Consider the following 16464-nt stretch of genomic DNA (forward strand, 5'->3'; position numbering starts at 1 on the left):
ATGCTCGCACCCCGAGCAGCCACCGGAAGGCTATTGTCTCGTAATAGCCAGCGCCAGGTCGTCCGCGAGCTGGCGCTGGTCTTCATCTGCCAAATCGTGCACAGTGAGGCGAACATGGGAGCCGGAACCAGGGGAGCGGTGCAGGGCAAATTCGTCTTCCGTACGCGCGAGCCAGCCACGCTTCATCAGTTCGCGCACGACGGCGTCGGCCGAAACGCCGGTATCGACCCACAAACTGATGGCCGATAGCGCCGGAGCCGCGATACCGCGCGCGGTCAGCAAGCTCGCAAACGCGGCATTGCGTGCGGCGTAGTGCTTCGCCGCGTCGGCGACGAGCGCTTGCGCTGTGGGCGAGGTGAGCTGACTCAGCGTGAGCCGCTGCAGAATGTGGCTCACCCACGTGGTTCCGGGGCTCAACCGCATCGCGAGACGCGACTGGGTGTGCGGGTCGGTGGCAACGATCGCCAAGCCCATGTCGGGGCCCAAGAACTTCGACACTGACCGCACCAGGGCGAACCGCTGATGTTCTGGTCCGATGATGCTCTGCGGGGCTTGCGGCGCCAACATCGAGAAGTGATCGTCTTCAATCACGAGAACGTACGGGTGCTCGGCAAGAATGGCGCGAAGCTCGGCCGCGCGCGACGGCGTCATTGTCACGCCCGTCGGGTTTTGCGCACGGGGCGTCGTGACGATGGCACGTACGCCGGCATCGAGTGCCGCGCGCAGACCGCTAGGAGTAATGCCTTCCGCGTCAACCGCCATGCCGACAGCACGATAGCCGCCGAGCTTTACGGTGTGGATGCTGGCAAGAAAGCACGGGTCTTCGAGGCCGACGGCGTCATCACGCACGAGCGCACCGGCGAGGAGTCGCTCGATTGCGTCAACCGCACCGCTCGTCACCGTGATGGCGATATCGCTGGGCGCAAGATCAGGAGTGCACCACTGCCGCGCCCACTGTTCGAGGTCGGTGTCGATCGTCGGTTCGCCATACATCACCGGGCGGTCGGCCAGCGCCGCGAGCGCGGGAGCGAGCGGCGGAATGAGCGTGGGGTCAGGGTTGCCGGACCCCACATCGCGCAGCACGGTGCCATGCGCGTAGCCGTCTTGCGGAGAGTGAGCGGAACCATTGACGCGCGTGCCAGCGCGGCCGGCTGATGTCGTGACGCCGGCTTGCGAGAGTAGGCGGTAAGCCGCCACCGCGGTGTTGCGGTTAACGCCGAGCTGATCGGCCAGTGCGCGTACCGGGGGCAGCATCGTGCCAGGGGTGAGCGTGCCGCGATCCACGAGGGCGCGCACGCTTTCGGCGATCTCGGCGGCCGTGGTTCCTTCAATGTGTTGCGTCATATTTACTCACCTCCACTCTATGGTGCTCACGCGTGCTACTTTATGGCATAGGTCAAATTAATCATTGACATATCTTCTGTTCTAGGAGCCCGGAATGACTGAATCTACTACCGCCACGACGCGCGTCAAGCGCGGCCTCGCAGACATGTTGAAGGGTGGCGTCATCATGGATGTCGTCACCGCTGAGCAAGCGCGCATCGCCGAAGACGCTGGCGCCGTTGCCGTCATGGCGCTGGAGCGCGTGCCCGCAGACATTCGTGCCCAGGGTGGCGTTGCGCGCATGAGTGACCCTGACCTGATCGATGGCATCAAGGCTGCCGTGTCGATTCCGGTCATGGCGAAGGCTCGTATTGGCCACTTCGTCGAGGCGCAGGTTCTCGGTGCGCTTGGCGTCGACTACATCGACGAGTCTGAAGTGCTGTCGCCCGCTGACTACATCAACCACATCGATAAGTGGAACCACGAGATCCCGTTCGTTTGTGGTGCGACCAACCTCGGCGAAGCCCTGCGCCGCATCACCGAAGGCGCCGCAATGATCCGCTCCAAGGGTGAAGCAGGCACGGGTGACGTATCGGAGGCCACGAAGCACATTCGCACAATCAAGGCGGAGATCAACGCGCTGCGCGCCAAGACGAAGGACGAACTCTACGTCGCTGCCAAGGAGCTGCAGGCTCCGTACGACCTCGTCGCCGAGGTTGCCGCCACCGGCCAGCTTCCCGTCGTGCTCTTCGTTGCCGGTGGCGTTGCGACGCCTGCTGACGCGGCCATGATGATGCAACTCGGCGCTGACGGCGTGTTTGTTGGGTCCGGCATCTTCAAGTCCGGCAACCCGGCAGCACGTGCAGCGGCCATCGTGAAGGCGACGACCTACTTCGATGACCCGCACGTTATCGCCGATGTTTCGCGCGGTCTGGGCGAAGCAATGGTTGGTATCAACGTTGCCGACCTCGCCGCCCCGCACCGTCTCGCAGAGCGCGGCTGGTAAGTATGATCGTCGGTGTGCTCGCCCTCCAGGGCGGAGTCAGCGAGCACATCGCGATGCTCGAACACCTCGCGGTACCGTCACGCGCCGTGCGCCGTACTGAGGATCTCGACGGGATTGATGGGCTGATTCTGCCGGGAGGCGAGTCCGGTGTGATCGATCGTCTGACCCGACTCTTTGGGCTGCGCGAGCCGCTGCGGGCAGCGATCGGCGCGGGCTTACCGGTGCTTGGCACGTGCGCCGGGCTCATCATGCTGGCTGATCGCATTACCGGCGCAGCGCCCGGGCAACAAACCCTCGGTGGGCTTGACGTCACGGTCGAACGCAACGCCTTCGGCTCACAGCGTGACTCGTTCGACACCACCGTCGACGTCGCTGGCATCGGCGCGATCGACGCCTCCTTCATTCGGGCCCCGATTGTTACGGAGGTGGGGGAGGGTGTCGACGTCATCGCCACGCTGCCAGACGGCCGCATCGTCGGCGTACATGATGGCCACCGCATCGGTGTTTCGTTTCACCCAGAAGTATCTGGTGACCCGCGTTTACATGAGGCATTTGTGCGCTTAATCGCCGAGATCCGGCGACGATGACGATCTACGCGTAAACTGAGTGGCGCAAAACACGAGCGGAGACATATGTCAGGGCATTCCAAATGGGCAACCACGAAGCACAAGAAGGCCGTCATCGACGCGCGTCGCGCGAAGTCGTGGGCAAAGCTCATCAAGAACATCGAGGTTGCAGCGAAGCTCGGCGGCGCCGACCTCGCCGGTAACCCCACGCTCTTTGACGCCGTCCTCAAGGCGAAGAAGACGTCGGTTCCGAAAGACAACATCGACCGTGCCATCAAGCGTGGCGCTGGTATCGGTGGCGAGGCTGTTGAGTACACCTCGATCATGTACGAAGCGTACGGCCCCAACGGCGTCGCGCTCATGGTCGAGTGTCTCACCGACAACAAGAACCGCGCAGCGGCAGAAGTCCGTACGGCTCTCAGCCGCAACGGCGGCACGCTCGCAGACCCTGGTTCCGTCGCCTACAACTTCGCACGCAAGGGTGTCATCGAAGTTCCGATTGAAGGCACCACCGAAGACGACGTCATGATGGTAGCGCTCGAGGCTGGAGCCGAAGAGATCACCAACGAGGGCGAAACCTTCGAGGTCATCACCGAGCCTGGCGATCTCATTGCTACGCGTACCGCGCTGCAGGAGGCAGGTATCGAGTACGACAGTGCAGAAGCGCAGTTCGTGCCGAACCTCAAGGTCGAAGTTGATGCGGAGACCGCGCGTAAGATCTTCCGTCTCATCGACGCACTGGAAGACAGCGAAGACGTGCAGAACGTCTACGCGAACTTCGACCTGACCCCCGAGGTGCAGGCTGAGCTCGAGGCTGAAGACGAGTAGTCTCAGCGCGCCCCGCGCTTAACGTCGGAGTGCTCACATACCGTTGATGTGTGAGCACTCTGCGCGTTTTGGGGATCGACCCCGGCCTGACCCGGTGTGGCGTCGGCGTGGTCGATGTCAATCCCAATCGCACGGCATCACTCGTGCACGTGGGCGTTATTCGGTCATCACCCGACGACGAGCCGGGCGTGCGCCTGGCGTTGATCGCCCAGGGGATACGCGGCGTACTCGATGAGTTTTCTCCTGAAGCCGTCGCCGTGGAGCGCGTCTTTGCGCAGCACAACAAGTCCACCGTCATGGCAACGGCGCAAGCGTCTGGCGTCGCGTTGATGCTCGCGGCTGAACGAGGCATTCCCACCGCGACGCACACGCCGAGCGAAGTGAAGGCTGCCGTCACCGGCTACGGCAATGCCGAGAAGCTTCAGGTGCAGACGATGGTGGCGCGAGTCTTGCGTCTTGATGAGTTGCCGAAGCCAGCCGATGCTGCTGACGCGCTCGCCCTGGCACTCTGCCACGCGTGGCGTCGCGGTCCGGTCGTTGCTGCGGCGAGTGGGGGATTGACGCCCGCTCAGCGCGCGTGGGCCGATGCGGAGCGCCGCTCGCGTCGCGCCTGAACGCAATCGATGACTTTCGGAGTGTTGTCGAACATAACTACGATCCGCGCGTAGGGTGGAACCATGATCTCTTCTCTTCGTGGCCCCGTACTCCATGCGGCGCTCGACAGCGTCATCATCGATGTGGGTGGCGTGGGCTTCACCGTCGCGGTGCCGCCGGATGTCGCCCGTACGGCGCGCGTCGGCGACGTTTTGGTGCTGCACACGCACCTGGTGGTTCGCGAAGATGCGCTGAGTCTCTACGGCTTTCTGGAGCGCGAAGAACTTGGGGTTTTCGTCATCCTTATTTCGGTGACTGGGGTCGGCCCGAAATCGGCACTGGGCGTGTTGTCGACGTTGACCGCCGACCAGATCGCCCAGGCTGTTGCCGACGACGACGATAAGCCGTTCCGCAAAGTTTCCGGTATTGGGCCAAAGACAGCGAAGCTCATCGTGGTGCAACTGGCCGGCAAGATCGCACCGCCGGTTGCTGGTGCTGTGGTTTCTGGAGCGGTCGCGCCGGCTGTCGCCGAGCAGGTCACGGCGGCTCTCGCGGGCCTCGGCTGGAACGAACGTCTCGCCGCCGACGCTGTTGCTACCGTGGCAGCCGACGCTACCGAAGCTGAGCGCGCCAGCGTTCAGGCACTGTTGCGCCGGGCACTTGCCACACTCGGACCACAGGGGAGCCGATGAGCGACGATATCAGTCCGGTCTCGCCTGCGGCGCAAGACGACACTGAGCTTGCCATTGAAGGCGCGTTGCGTCCGGCATCACTCGATGACTTCATCGGCCAGCACAAAGTGCGCGGTCAACTCGAGCTACTTCTTGAAGCCGCCCGCATCCAAAACCGCACGCCCGATCACATTTTGCTGTCGGGCCCTCCTGGGCTTGGCAAGACGACGCTCGCGATGATCGTCGCGCACGAATCAAACCGGCCGCTACGACTGTCATCCGGCCCCGCAATTCAGCACGCTGGCGACTTGGCTGCACTGCTGTCGAGCCTTATGCCGGGGGAGGTGCTCTTCATCGACGAGATTCACCGCATGGCGCGCTCGGCGGAAGAAATGCTCTACCTCGCGATGGAAGACTTTCGCATCGACATCATGGTGGGTAAGGGAGCCGGTGCCACGAGCATTCCGCTGGAACTTGCGCCGTTCACCCTCGTTGGCGCCACGACGCGATCCGGCATGCTCCCGAACCCCCTACGCGATCGTTTCGGATTCACCGCGCACCTTGAGTACTACGATGCGTCCGAGCTCGAGCAGGTAGTGGAGCGCTCGTCGCTCGTCATCGGCGTGGGCCTGGGGCCAGAGGCTCGCGGTGAGATTGCACGACGCTCACGTGGCACCCCGCGAATTGCGAACCGGTTGCTCCGCCGCGTGCGCGACTACCTGTTGGTACACCGTGTCGACTCAGACCTCGAGGCCGTCTCGGCAGCACTTGATCTCTATGACGTCGACGCCATCGGGCTTGACCGCCTTGACCGCACAGTTCTGGAAGCGCTCGTGCGTAAATTCCGGGGCGGCCCGGTCGGACTCTCGACGCTCGCGGTTGCGGTAGGTGAAGAAGCCGATACGGTTGAGAGTGTGGTTGAGCCATACCTGGTGCGAATCGGGTTCATGGGTCGCACACCGCGAGGACGAATCGCGATGCCCGAAGCGTACGCTCACCTCGGAATCCCTCATTCCGACGGTGCCTTCCGTTTCGATGATTTATAATCGCTGAAGGTTTCTCACTACCCTTTAAAGCCCGAAAGGCACAATTTCTGATGCAAGATCCCAGCGGCATGATTCTGCTCGTCCTCGCGGGCGCGCTCCTCGTCTTCATGATGTTCAACTCGCGTAAGCGCATGAAGAAGATGAAGGAAGAGCAGGAAGCCAAGCAGAGCCAGACGGTTCCCGGCGCTGAGGTTCTTCTTCAGAGCGGTATTTACGGCACCATCGTGAGCTACAACCCCGAAGATCTCGACGCTCCGGCCGAGGTTGAGATTGCTCCCGGCGTCGTAATCAAGGCGCACAGCCAGGCGATCCTGCGCATTGTTGAGCCGATCGAGCAGGAAGAGTCTTTCGACGCGCCTGCCAACGAGAGCATCAACGACGAGCCGAACATCGAGTCAGCCGAAGAAACGCGTCGTCGTCTCGACAACAACGGCTAAGACCTCACAGTGACCGCGCGCTCAGCGATGAGCGCCTGTGTAGAAAGCTGACCATTCGTGGCCACATCAACTCCAGTCCGGCATGCCTGGCGTGCCCTCACCGGACTCATCGCCGTCATCGCGGTTCTTTTCGGCGTCAATGCTTTGGGCGTGCACGTGTTCGAGAAGAGCTCATGGACTCCCGAGCTCGCGCTCGACCTTCAGGGCGGCACCCAGATCACCCTGTCGGCGCAGACCGAAGATGGCGCTAACCCGTCGCCGGAGCAGCTGCAGCAGGCGGTCGGCATCATCCGCCAGCGTGTTGACGCGTCGGGTGTCTCGGAGTCCGAGATCCTCACCGAGGGTGGCCGCAACATCGTCGTGCAGGTTCCCGGAACCATTGACCAGGAGACGAGTGACCGTCTCGAGGCGAGCGCACAGATGACGCTGCGCCCGGTGCTGGTGGCATCGCAGGGTGCAAACACCTTCATCGGTGAAGACGGCACGGAGACCCCGTACCCGTGGCCGACGCAGTCGCTGGCGGCAACGCCCGCTGCGGAACCGACGAACGCTTCTGACCTCAACTGGGTCACCGAGAAGCTCGCTGCCGAGTTCAACGCGTTTGACTGTGCTGCGCCGCAGGAAGACCCTTCGAAGGCTGATCCTGACGCGGCCATGATTGCTTGTGACGCCGACGGCTTCACGAAGTACATCCTCGGTCCGGTCGAACTCGATGGCTCGCACATTGACGACGCCACGAACGGCTACGACCAGCAGCGTGCGCAGTGGCTCGTTCAGCTCGACTTCGACGACGAGGGCACGAAGATCTTTGCTGAGATCAGCAAGCGCCTCGTGACGATGACGGGCTCGCAGCGTCAGTTTGCCTTCGTGCTTGACGGTCTCGTCATTTCCGCACCGGAAATGCAGGCTCAGATTCTCGACGGTCGTCCGTCGATCTCTGGCCCGACGTTGGACGCTGAGGGAACCAAGGCGCTCGCTGAGCAGCTGAAGTTTGGTGCTCTGCCGCTGAGCTTCGTTACGGAGTCGAACTCGCAGATCTCGGCAACGCTGGGTACCCAGCAGCTGCAGATCGGTCTGATTGCCGCGCTTATTGGTCTCGCTCTCGTTGCCCTGTACTCGTTGCTCTCGTACCGCGCACTCGGTGTCGTGATCATCGCGTCCCTCGCCGTCATGGCGGTCATCACCTACGTGACGCTGTGTATTTTGGCGTGGCGCATGGGCTTCCGTCTGTCGCTCGCCGGTGTGGCCGGTTTGATCGTGACCATTGGTTTCACGGCCGACTCGTTCATCGTGTACTTCGAACGTATTCGAGACGAACTTCGTGATGGCAAGTCGGTTACTCACGCTGTTGAAGACGGTTGGGACCGCGCGAAGCGCACCATCTACATCTCGAAGTCGGTCAACGTTCTGGCAGCTGTCGTGCTCTATGTGCTGGCAGACTCGTCTGTCAAGGGCTTCGCATTCACGCTGGGTCTGACCACCGTCATCGACGTGCTGATCTTCATCCTGTTCACGCACCCGGTCATGCAGCTGCTGGCTCGCACCCGATTCTTCGGCGCAGGCCACCCGCTGTCGGGTATGAACCCGGACGCACTCGGTGCTGTCTACCGTGAGCGTGCGCAGTTCAAGTCACTGCCGACCGCGGCCCCGAGCCGTGGCAAGAGCGCGAAGGATCTCAAGAGCCGCGGCGAAGCGCAGCGCCGTCAGACGATCGCAGAACGCAAGGCTGCGGAGGCTGCTGTCGCCCGAAATGCCACCACGACGAAAGAAAGGAATGAAGACTAATGGGTGCAATGAGTCAGCTCGGTAATGACCTGTACACCGGTGAACGCTCCGTTCCCTTCGTGCAGAAGCGCAAGCTCTGGTTTGTGATTGCGCTCTCACTGGTGATCGCTTCGATCGCCGTGCTCTTCATCCGCGTTCCGCAGTTCTCGATTGAGTTCACCGGCGGATCCCAGTTCACTGTTTCCGGCGCGACAACGGCTGATGATTCGATTCAGGCGCAGGCGGACGCGCGCGACGCTGTCATCAGCGTGGTGCCTGAGGCGACGACGAAGGTCACCACGATCGGTGGCACCGATATCCGAGTGCAAACGTCGCAGATGTCGCAGGAAGACACCCGTTCGGTGTCTGCCGCTCTAGCTGACACGTTCGGCGTCGACGAAAGCAAGGCGGTCACGGCAAGCTTCGTCGGTCCGTCATGGGGTGCTGACGTCACGAAGCAGTCGCTGTGGGGCTTGGGTGTCTTCCTTGCACTCGCCTTCCTGATCCTGGCGATCTACTTCCGCACGTGGAAGATGTCGCTCGCTGCCATCATCGGTCTCGTGGATGTGCTGATCATCACGCTGGGCGTTTACGCCGCGTTTGGCTTCGAGATCTCGCCGGCAGCCGTCATCGGCTTCCTGACGATCCTCGGCTACTCGCTGTACGACACCACCGTCGTCTTCGACAAGATTCGCGAAACCACGTGGGAACAGGGCTCGGCCTCGACCCGCACGTTTGGTGAATCGGTCAACCTCGGTGTGAACCAGACGCTGATTCGCTCGATCAACACCTCGATCGTGGCCGTGCTCCCGGTCGGTGCGATCCTCATCATTGGTGCCATGTGGATGGGCGCGCAGACGCTCAGTGACATTTCGCTGTCGATCACCGTCGGTATCATCGTGGCCGCATACTCCACGCTGTTTGTCGCGGCACCGCTGTACTCGTGGTTGCGTGAGTCGGAACCAGAGATTCAGCGTCACGACGCCAAGGTCCTCGCGGCTCGCGAAGCGGCCTAAGACGCGCGCAGGCCAGGCCTGCGCATATGATGAGCTGACAGACCGGGGGAGGAGGATTCATGTCTGACACGCTTCCTCCTGCCCCCGGCAATCACTCCAGCCTGCGCTGGATGGTTCCGCGTATCTTCTCGCGTTCAGTGCGCCGTGACGACCTGGAGCACTTGCTTCGGACTGTCCGTTCGCACCACCCGCGCGGTGACCTCACGATCATCGAGCGCGCGTACGAAGTCGCGTCGGAAAAGCACGATGGTCAAAAGCGCCAGAGCGGTGAGCCGTACATCACGCACCCGGTCGCTGTTGCGCAGATCCTTGCTGAAATCGGCCTCGGCCCGCGCGCTATTGCTGCGGCACTCCTGCACGACACCGTCGAAGACACCGGCTACGCGCTCGAAGAGCTGCAGGCAGAGTTCGGCGATGAGGTTGCCCTTCTTGTCGATGGCGTAACCAAGCTCGACAAGGTCAAGTACGGCGAGAGCGCCCAGGCCGAGACCGTACGCAAAATGATCATCGCAATGTCGAAAGACATTCGTGTGCTGATGATCAAGTTGGCCGACCGCCTGCATAACGCGCGCACGTGGGGCTTCGTTCCCACGGAGAAGGCAGCGAAGAAGGCGACGGAGACCCTCGAGATCTATGCTCCGCTGGCGCACCGTCTTGGTATCCAAACGGTCAAGAGCGAGCTCGAAGACCTGTCTTTCGCGGTGTTGCACCCGAAGATGTACGCCGAGATCGAATCCCTCGTCAAGCAGCGCACGCCGCAACGCGAGCAGTACGTCAAGAGCGTTATCTCAGCCGTTGAAGAAGACCTGCGCGCTCAGCGCATCAAGGGCAAGGTCGCGGGTCGCCCGAAGCAGTTGTACTCGGTCTATCAGAAGATGATCGTGCGCGGCCGCTCGTTCGATGACATTTATGACCTCATCGGCATTCGCGTGCTGGTGCCCACCGTGCGCGATTGCTACGCAGTTCTCGGTGCCTTACACGCGCGCTGGACGCCGCTGCCCGGCCGGTTCAAGGACTACATCGCAACACCCAAGTTCAACCTCTATCAGTCGCTGCATACGACCGTTATTGGGCCCGGCGGACGCACGGTTGAGCTGCAGATTCGTACCTACGAAATGCACCAGCAAGCTGAGTACGGTGTGGCTGCACACTGGGCGTACAAAGAGCGCATGGCGGGCAACCGCCCGGACAGCAAGTCGACTGACGCCGACCTGGCATGGGTCGCGCGCATTTCCGACTGGGGTGCCGAAACGGCTGACCCGGGCGAGTTCCTTGACTCGTTGCGCTTTGAGATTGGCGCGAAAGAAGTCTACGTCTTCACGCCGAAGGGCCGCGTTATTGGTCTGCCGAGCGGTGCGACCCCCGTGGACTTCGCGTACGCCGTGCACACCGAGATTGGCCACCGAACGATGGGCGCCAAGGTAAATGGCCGCCTCGTGCCCTTGGAAACCAAGCTCAACTCCGGTGAGATCGTCGAAGTCTTCACGTCGAAGAACCCGGATGCCGGCCCCAGCCAAGATTGGCTGAACTTCGTTGCGTCAACGCGTGCACGCAACAAGATTCGTGGCTGGTTCACGAAGGAACGGCGCGAAGAAGCCATCGAACAGGGTAAAGATGCGATCGCCCGCGCGATGCGTCGTCAAAACCTGCCGCTGCAGCGCCTCATGAACCAAGACTCGTTCTTGGAAGTCGCCCTGCAGATGCGGTACGAAGACGTCTCGGCGTTGTACGCCGCCGTCGGCGAGGGCCACATTTCCACGCAGTCCGTGCTTGAAAAGGTCGCCGCGATTGTCAACGCCGACGACACGACAACGGGGCCGATCGAAATCCCGACGGTCGGGAAATCGCGTGCACCTCGCAACGGCGACTCCGGCATTCTTGTGCGTGGAGCCCCCGATATTCTGGTGAAGCTTGCGAAGTGCTGCACGCCGGTGCCGGGCGATGCGATCGTCGGTTTCGTGACGCGCGGTAGCGGCGTGAGCGTGCACCGTGCAGACTGCAACAACGTCGCCGCCCTCAAGCAAGACAAGGATCGCCTCATCGAGGTGGACTGGGCGCCGACGACGAAGAGCGTCTTCATGGTGCAGATTCAGGTTGAAGCCCTCGACCGCTCTGGCCTGTTGTCTGACGTCACGAGCGTGCTCTCAGAGCACCACGTGAACATTCTGTCGGCGACGGTGCAGACCACGACCGACCGGTTGGCGCTCAGCCGCTTTGTCTTCGAGATGGGTGACACCGTTCACCTCGACCGCGTTCTCAACGCAGTGCGTCGCATTGACGCGGTGTACGACGTTTACCGCGTCACGCAGTCGTAGTCGGGCCCGCGTCCAGGCGCTCCAAGAGCGCGATTGCTTTCGGAACGCCTGGCAGTCGCGTGTGGTGCAGACACCACGCCAGACCCTCAACGACCGCCGTGCGATGATTGAACGCCATCAGCGTGATCACCGCGAGATCGCGGGCACGCGCGAGGTCAGCGACGGTGCGCGCGATGGTCGTGACCGCGACATCACCAAACCACACGAGGTCGTCGGTGCCGACAAAGCCGTCCCGATAGACAACACGGGCGCGCGGCGCGGCATTGACCCGATGCTCGGTGGCTCGCTGCACGGTCAGAACTGTCGGACACTCGGCATGCGCGCCCCACACCCACGCTGCCAGCGCATGCGTAGCGGCCAACGTGGGGGCGAGCGCCGGTGCTAGTGACCGCGCGCGTAACCACGGCGTCTCCGGTGCGTCGGTCGGCACGTAGCCCTCGCCGAGTGCGACAACGTCGCCATCGAGCGCGGCAGCGCTGAGCTCTGCGAGCGAGAGCGCATCTCCCGGAAACCTCACGGCATGACTCATGCCTCCAGTGTCCCCCTCGCGCGGATGCCGCCTCGTGGTTCCGTCACATTCTGTGGAGAAATGGAACCATAACGTCGGTGGTGGAAAAAAGTGAAGGGGTGCCGCGCTGAGCGCGACACCCCTTCGAATCAGAAAACGACTTAGGCGCCGAGCGCCTTCAGCCATGCACGACGTGCGTCGAGAGCCTCCTGGGCTACCTTGACAGCCTTCGCGTTGCCAGCCTTCTCAGCGGCAGCGAGGTCTGCCTCGAGCTTCTCGATAGCGTCAAGCAACTGACGGCTCATGCCATCGGCGCGAGCCTGCGTCTCCGGGTTGTTCTTCTTCCAGTCGACGTCTTCGCGCGAGCGCAGTGCCTGCTCGATCTTGCGCATTTCGTCGTCGAGCTGGCGCTCCTTGTCGCGCGGGAAGATGCGACCAACCTCGTCCCAGCGACGCTGGATACCGGTCAGCAGCTGGCGAGCCTTGCGCAGGTCAGCCTCGTCGGCGACAGCGGCGGCCTCAACCAGGAGAGCCTTGCGGGCCTCGATGAGCGGCAGCGACTCTGCCTGCTCAGCGGCGTCGCGCTCTGAGCGCGCGGAGTACAGCGCGTCACCGGCCGCCTTGAAACGTGCCCACAGCGCGTCGTCGACCTTACGGCCGGCGCGACCCGAAGCCTTCCACTCGTCAAGCAGCGAGCGGTATGCGGCGATACCCTCTTCGCCTCGCGAAGCGAGAGCCTCAGCGCGCTCAACGAGCTTCGTCTTCGTCTGGCGAGCACCCTTGTGGGTCTCGTCCAGCTGCGCGAAGAATTCGCGACGGTGACGCTCAACGGTGCTTCGGGCGTTGCGGAAACGCTTCCACAGTTCGTTCGCGGTGTTCTTCGGCAGACGCGGACCGGTCTGCTGGTGTGCCTGCCACGCGTCGAAGAGCGCGGAGAGGTCTGCGGATGCGACCTTCCATTGCACCGTCTTCGGGTCACGAGCGGCGAGGGCTTCGGCCTTCTCAACCAGCACGGTGCGCTCGGCGATCGCGGCGTCAACCGCTTCGCGCTGGGCGCGCTGTTCTTCTTCGGTTGCGGCACTCAGCGTCTCGGTGAGCGCGGCGACGCGCTTCGTGAGACCGGCAAGGTCGCCAACGGCGGCAGCGCCATCGAGTTCCTTGCTGACGTGGCCAGCCTGCTGTGCAAGGTCGGCTGCGGATGCACCGCCACTACGGCGCTGCTCCAGAATGCGAACCTTGAACTCCAGCTCCTCAAACTTGCGTACGAAGTAGGCGAGAGCCTCGTCGGGCGTGCCGTCCGGGTATTCGCCGACAACGCGCCATTCGCTACCTTCGCGCACCGAAACCACGCCGGCTTCGTCAACGCGACCCCACGGTTCCGCGGGAGCGGCAGGAACTGCGGGCTTTGCCGGGGCCTTGGGCACCGGTCGCGGCATGGGTGCGGGCTTCGGCGTAGCAGCCGGAGCGGGCGTGGCAGCCGGGGCCTCAGCAGCCGGAGTCTCCTCGGCGGGAGTCTCGTCTGCCGCAGGCTTCGGCGCGGAAGTATCTTCGTTCTGCGTCTGCTCGACAGCACCGTCGTTTGTCGTCACCTCCTGCTCGGGGGTTTCGACAGTTTCAGCGGCGACCTCGGCGGTCGTTACTTCTTCGTTGGTGGGCTCTGTGCTCGACACGTGATTCTCCTGACGCGGCGGCCGCCGTGGTGGAGTGGAAAGGACAGCAACAGCCTAGTACGCACCGCAGAGTTCAGTTCAACCCTCTTCCAAAACGACACCGGGTGTGTTACCTGGTGGGGGAGAGTGGAACCTGGTGGCTCGGCGGCAAGACGCCGAGCGTCGGAGGTCGCCGATAGCATGAGGGTATGACCACGTCGGCTGCGCTTCACCAGGGCCAAACTCCGCTTGCCGTGAGAATGCGCCCGACATCTCTTGAAGAGGTCGCCGGTCAGCAACACTTGTTGCGCCCGGGCTCGCCGCTCGTCAAGCTCGCTGATCGTGATGCCGCACCCGGTGCCGTCTCCGTGATCTTGTGGGGGCCTCCCGGCACCGGCAAGACCACCCTCGCGCAGGCTATCGCCCGATCCAGTGGCAGGCGCTTCGTTGAGCTGAGCGCCATTACCGCGGGCGTAAAAGACGTGCGTGAGGTCATGCAAGATGCCATGACCCAGCGCGACCTGTACGGCGCGAGCACGATTCTGTTTCTCGATGAGATTCACCGCTTCACGAAGGCTCAGCAAGACGCCCTCCTGCCGGGCGTTGAAAACGGTTGGATCATTCTGATCGCGGCGACGACGGAGAACCCCTCATTCTCGGTGATTTCGCCGTTGCTTTCTCGTTCGCTGCTGCTGACCCTGGCACCGCTCACCGATGAAGACCTCACGATTCTGGTCGAGCGCGCCGTTGCCGACGTGCGCGGGCTGAACGGCAAGGTCGCGGTGGAGCCCGAAGCACTGCACGCGCTCGTGTACCTCGCGTCGGGGGACGCCCGTCGTGCCCTCACCGCGCTGGAGGCCGCCGCCGTCGTTGCAGGCGATGACAACGGCGAAGGCACCATCACAGCCGAGCATGTTTCTCAGGCCGTCGACCGCGCCCTCCTACGGTACGACCGTCAGGGTGACGAACACTACGACGTTGTGAGTGCGTTCATAAAGTCGATCCGTGGTTCCGACGTCGACGCGGCCATCCACTACCTGGCGCGCATGATCGAGGCGGGCGAAGACCCACGCTTCATTGCCCGACGACTCGTCATCTCGGCGGCAGAAGATATTGGGCTTGCTGACCCGCAAGCGCTCGTTATTGCTGTTGCAGCTGCCGACGCTGTTGCCTTCATTGGAATGCCGGAGGGGCGCATCCCGCTCGCCGAGGCGACTGCGTATCTTGCGACGACCGCCAAGTCGAATGCCGCTTACGTCGCGATCGACGCGGCAATCGCCGATGTGCGCGCCGGCGGGTTCGGTCGCGTACCCAAACCGATAAGAGACGCGCACTACGCCGGTGCAAAGCGTCTCGGCCACGGCAAGGGCTATAAATATCCGCACGACAACGAAGTGGGTGTCGTGTCGCAGCAGTACCTGCCTGACGAGCTCGTCGGTAGGCGCTACTACGAGCCCAAGAATCTTGGCGCCGAACGTGACGTCGCCGCTCGCCTCGAGCGCATTCGCCGCATCCTCGAAGGCTGACACGGCGCGCCCAGCAGTACCCCTGGTTCCGCACAGCCACTGCAGTTTTTACCCCCGCGGCCTCTCAGACTCGCTTCTCCCTATCTGGTAGCATTGACGCGGCTCGAACCAAGTTTTCGAGCATCCCCTTTCTCTTTATCACCACTGTGAGCGCCCCGGCGTGCGCATTCAGCGGGCGAGAAAGCGGGGATACGCCCGTGAGTCATGAACGACGTGACCACGTCAGAAAGGAAGGGCCTTCGTGTCGACGAAGTCTCGTACCCGTAGCAAGGCGCGCCTGTCGCGCTCGCTCGGAATCCCGCTTACCCCCAAGGCTGCACGCATTCTCGAAAAGCGCGCATACGGCCCCGGTGAGCACGGCCGCACCAAGCGCAAGGCAGACAGCGACTACGCTGTTCGTCTTCGCGAGAAGCAGCGTCTTCGCGCCCAGTACGGCATTCGCGAGAAGCAGCTCCGCATTGCATTCAACGAGGCTCGCCGCGTTGACGGTCTGACCGGTGAAAACCTGGTCGAGATCCTCGAGGTGCGTCTTGACGCTCTCGTGCTGCGTGCAGGTTTCGCTCGCACCACGGCACAGGCACGTCAGCTCGTCGTGCACCGCCACATCCTCGTTGACGGCCAGCTGGTTGACCGCCCGTCCTTCCGCGTGAAGCCGGGTCAGCTCATCCACGTCAAGGAGAAGAGCGAAGCTCTTGAGCCGTTCCAGGTTGCAGCAGCCGGCGGACACGCCGACGTTCTGCCCCCGGTTCCCGGTTACCTCGAGGTTCAGCTCGACAAGCTTCAGGCACGCCTTGTGCGCGCTCCGAAGCGCGCAGAGGTCCCCGTGACCTGTGAAGTTCAGCTCGTCGTCGAGTACTACGCAGCTCGCTAATCACAGCGCTTTTGGAGAGGCGTCGGGAATACCCGGCGCCTCTTCGCGTCTACGATGGAGATGCACGCGCGTGAAGCGCCCGACGACGAGGAATACGACATGAAGAACCTGCGGTGGTTCACGCTGGGCATCATCGGCGGCTTGATCGCGGCTCACCTGATTAATAAAGATCCGCGTGGCCACGAACTGTTCGAACAGGTCGATGCCCGCATCACCGAGTTCACCGATCGCATGTCTGACGCGTACCGTGACCAGCAGAGCACGCTTCACGCCATTGCCTCCGACGTCTCTGCCTCTGTCGCGAACGCGTCCAGCGTTCAGCAGACCAACTGATTCACCGAGCT

At 62.8% G+C, this 16464-nt stretch carries 16 protein-coding genes; 13 read left to right on the plus strand and 3 right to left on the minus strand.

Features of this window, described 5'->3' with window-relative positions; translation table 11 throughout:
* Positions 1-30 precede the first annotated feature (30 nt).
* A complete protein-coding gene (locus tag ACQUSY_RS00865) occupies positions 31-1344 on the minus strand; it encodes an aminotransferase class I/II-fold pyridoxal phosphate-dependent enzyme (RefSeq protein WP_428902629.1) in 1314 nt (437 codons plus the stop codon).
* A gap of 94 nt (positions 1345-1438) precedes the next feature.
* Between ACQUSY_RS00865 and pdxS the strand changes: the two genes are divergently transcribed.
* From pdxS to ACQUSY_RS00915, 10 genes are all read left to right on the plus strand, one after another.
* Entirely contained in the window at positions 1439-2329 is an 891-nt protein-coding gene (gene pdxS / locus ACQUSY_RS00870) for a pyridoxal 5'-phosphate synthase lyase subunit PdxS (protein ID WP_428902630.1), read from the plus strand.
* A 2-nt stretch (positions 2330-2331) separates the two neighbouring features.
* Complete coding sequence (pdxT, locus tag ACQUSY_RS00875; RefSeq protein WP_428902631.1) at positions 2332-2916, plus strand: pyridoxal 5'-phosphate synthase glutaminase subunit PdxT; 585 nt, start codon at positions 2332-2334, stop codon at positions 2914-2916.
* Between the two features lie 45 nt (positions 2917-2961).
* A complete protein-coding gene (locus ACQUSY_RS00880) occupies positions 2962-3723 on the plus strand; it encodes a YebC/PmpR family DNA-binding transcriptional regulator (RefSeq protein WP_428902632.1) in 762 nt (253 codons plus the stop codon).
* A gap of 50 nt (positions 3724-3773) precedes the next feature.
* Positions 3774-4337, plus strand: coding sequence for a crossover junction endodeoxyribonuclease RuvC (gene ruvC / locus ACQUSY_RS00885; protein WP_428902633.1), 564 nt, complete (start codon positions 3774-3776; stop codon positions 4335-4337).
* 63 nt (positions 4338-4400) lie between these two features.
* A complete protein-coding gene (ruvA, locus tag ACQUSY_RS00890; protein WP_428902634.1) occupies positions 4401-5009 on the plus strand; it encodes a Holliday junction branch migration protein RuvA in 609 nt (202 codons plus the stop codon).
* On the plus strand, positions 5006-6034 hold the full coding sequence (ruvB, locus tag ACQUSY_RS00895; protein WP_428902635.1) for a Holliday junction branch migration DNA helicase RuvB: 1029 nt from the start codon (positions 5006-5008) through the stop codon (positions 6032-6034). The genes ruvA and ruvB overlap by 4 nt, the downstream gene beginning before the upstream one ends.
* 50 nt (positions 6035-6084) lie before the next feature.
* On the plus strand, positions 6085-6471 hold the full coding sequence (locus ACQUSY_RS00900; protein WP_428902636.1) for a preprotein translocase subunit YajC: 387 nt from the start codon (positions 6085-6087) through the stop codon (positions 6469-6471).
* Between the two features lie 57 nt (positions 6472-6528).
* Positions 6529-8256 (plus strand): protein translocase subunit SecD, encoded by a 1728-nt coding sequence (secD, locus tag ACQUSY_RS00905; protein ID WP_428902637.1) that lies wholly within the window; start codon positions 6529-6531, stop codon positions 8254-8256.
* Positions 8256-9251, plus strand: coding sequence for a protein translocase subunit SecF (gene secF, locus ACQUSY_RS00910; RefSeq protein ID WP_428902638.1), 996 nt, complete (start codon positions 8256-8258; stop codon positions 9249-9251). Before secD ends, secF begins: the two co-directional genes overlap by 1 nt.
* A gap of 59 nt (positions 9252-9310) precedes the next feature.
* On the plus strand, positions 9311-11566 hold the full coding sequence (locus ACQUSY_RS00915) for a RelA/SpoT family protein (protein ID WP_428902639.1): 2256 nt from the start codon (positions 9311-9313) through the stop codon (positions 11564-11566).
* Here the strand turns inward: ACQUSY_RS00915 and ACQUSY_RS00920 are convergent.
* Entirely contained in the window at positions 11553-12095 is a 543-nt protein-coding gene (locus tag ACQUSY_RS00920; protein ID WP_428902640.1) for a hypothetical protein, read from the minus strand. The two genes, ACQUSY_RS00915 and ACQUSY_RS00920, sit on opposite strands and share 14 nt — an antisense overlap.
* Positions 12096-12235: 140 nt before the next feature.
* Positions 12236-13510 (minus strand): DUF349 domain-containing protein, encoded by a 1275-nt coding sequence (locus ACQUSY_RS00925; protein WP_428902735.1) that lies wholly within the window; start codon positions 13508-13510, stop codon positions 12236-12238.
* Between the two features lie 422 nt (positions 13511-13932).
* Here ACQUSY_RS00925 and ACQUSY_RS00930 point away from each other — a divergent pair, with 422 nt between their 5' ends.
* The 3 genes from ACQUSY_RS00930 to ACQUSY_RS00940 all read left to right on the plus strand — a co-directional run bounded on the left by ACQUSY_RS00930 (position 13933) and on the right by ACQUSY_RS00940 (position 16453).
* Positions 13933-15249 carry a replication-associated recombination protein A gene (locus ACQUSY_RS00930; RefSeq protein ID WP_428902641.1) on the plus strand — a complete coding sequence of 439 codons (1317 nt, stop codon included), beginning with the start codon at positions 13933-13935 and terminating at the stop codon, positions 15247-15249.
* Positions 15250-15490: 241 nt separating this feature from the next.
* Positions 15491-16120 (plus strand): 30S ribosomal protein S4, encoded by a 630-nt coding sequence (gene rpsD / locus ACQUSY_RS00935; RefSeq protein ID WP_217337645.1) that lies wholly within the window; start codon positions 15491-15493, stop codon positions 16118-16120.
* Positions 16121-16180: 60 nt separating this feature from the next.
* Positions 16181-16453, plus strand: a complete 273-nt coding sequence (locus ACQUSY_RS00940) for an ATPase (protein WP_428902642.1) — start codon at positions 16181-16183, stop codon at positions 16451-16453.
* Positions 16454-16464 lie beyond the last annotated feature (11 nt).

Origin of the sequence: Microbacterium daqui, from assembly GCF_050408675.1 — a bacterium.
Classification (GTDB): Bacteria; Actinomycetota; Actinomycetes; order Actinomycetales; family Microbacteriaceae; genus Microbacterium.

Excerpts from the sequence above, each read along its gene's own strand:
- ACQUSY_RS00920 (WP_428902640.1), bottom strand. The coding sequence starts at position 12,095 with ATGAGTCATGCCGTGAGGTTTCCGGGAGATGCGCTCTCGCTCGCAGAG.
- secF (WP_428902638.1), top strand. The coding sequence starts at position 8,256 with ATGGGTGCAATGAGTCAGCTCGGTAATGACCTGTACACCGGTGAACGC.
- ACQUSY_RS00900 (WP_428902636.1), top strand. The coding sequence starts at position 6,085 with ATGCAAGATCCCAGCGGCATGATTCTGCTCGTCCTCGCGGGCGCGCTC.
- ruvB (WP_428902635.1), top strand. The coding sequence starts at position 5,006 with ATGAGCGACGATATCAGTCCGGTCTCGCCTGCGGCGCAAGACGACACT.
- pdxT (WP_428902631.1), top strand. The coding sequence starts at position 2,332 with ATGATCGTCGGTGTGCTCGCCCTCCAGGGCGGAGTCAGCGAGCACATC.
- ACQUSY_RS00930 (WP_428902641.1), top strand. The coding sequence starts at position 13,933 with ATGACCACGTCGGCTGCGCTTCACCAGGGCCAAACTCCGCTTGCCGTG.
- ACQUSY_RS00865 (WP_428902629.1), bottom strand. The coding sequence starts at position 1,344 with ATGACGCAACACATTGAAGGAACCACGGCCGCCGAGATCGCCGAAAGC.
- ruvA (WP_428902634.1), top strand. The coding sequence starts at position 4,401 with ATGATCTCTTCTCTTCGTGGCCCCGTACTCCATGCGGCGCTCGACAGC.
- pdxS (WP_428902630.1), top strand. The coding sequence starts at position 1,439 with ATGACTGAATCTACTACCGCCACGACGCGCGTCAAGCGCGGCCTCGCA.
- ACQUSY_RS00925 (WP_428902735.1), bottom strand. The coding sequence starts at position 13,510 with ATGCCGCGACCGGTGCCCAAGGCCCCGGCAAAGCCCGCAGTTCCTGCC.
- ACQUSY_RS00915 (WP_428902639.1), top strand. The coding sequence starts at position 9,311 with ATGTCTGACACGCTTCCTCCTGCCCCCGGCAATCACTCCAGCCTGCGC.
- ACQUSY_RS00940 (WP_428902642.1), top strand. The coding sequence starts at position 16,181 with ATGCACGCGCGTGAAGCGCCCGACGACGAGGAATACGACATGAAGAAC.
- ACQUSY_RS00880 (WP_428902632.1), top strand. The coding sequence starts at position 2,962 with ATGTCAGGGCATTCCAAATGGGCAACCACGAAGCACAAGAAGGCCGTC.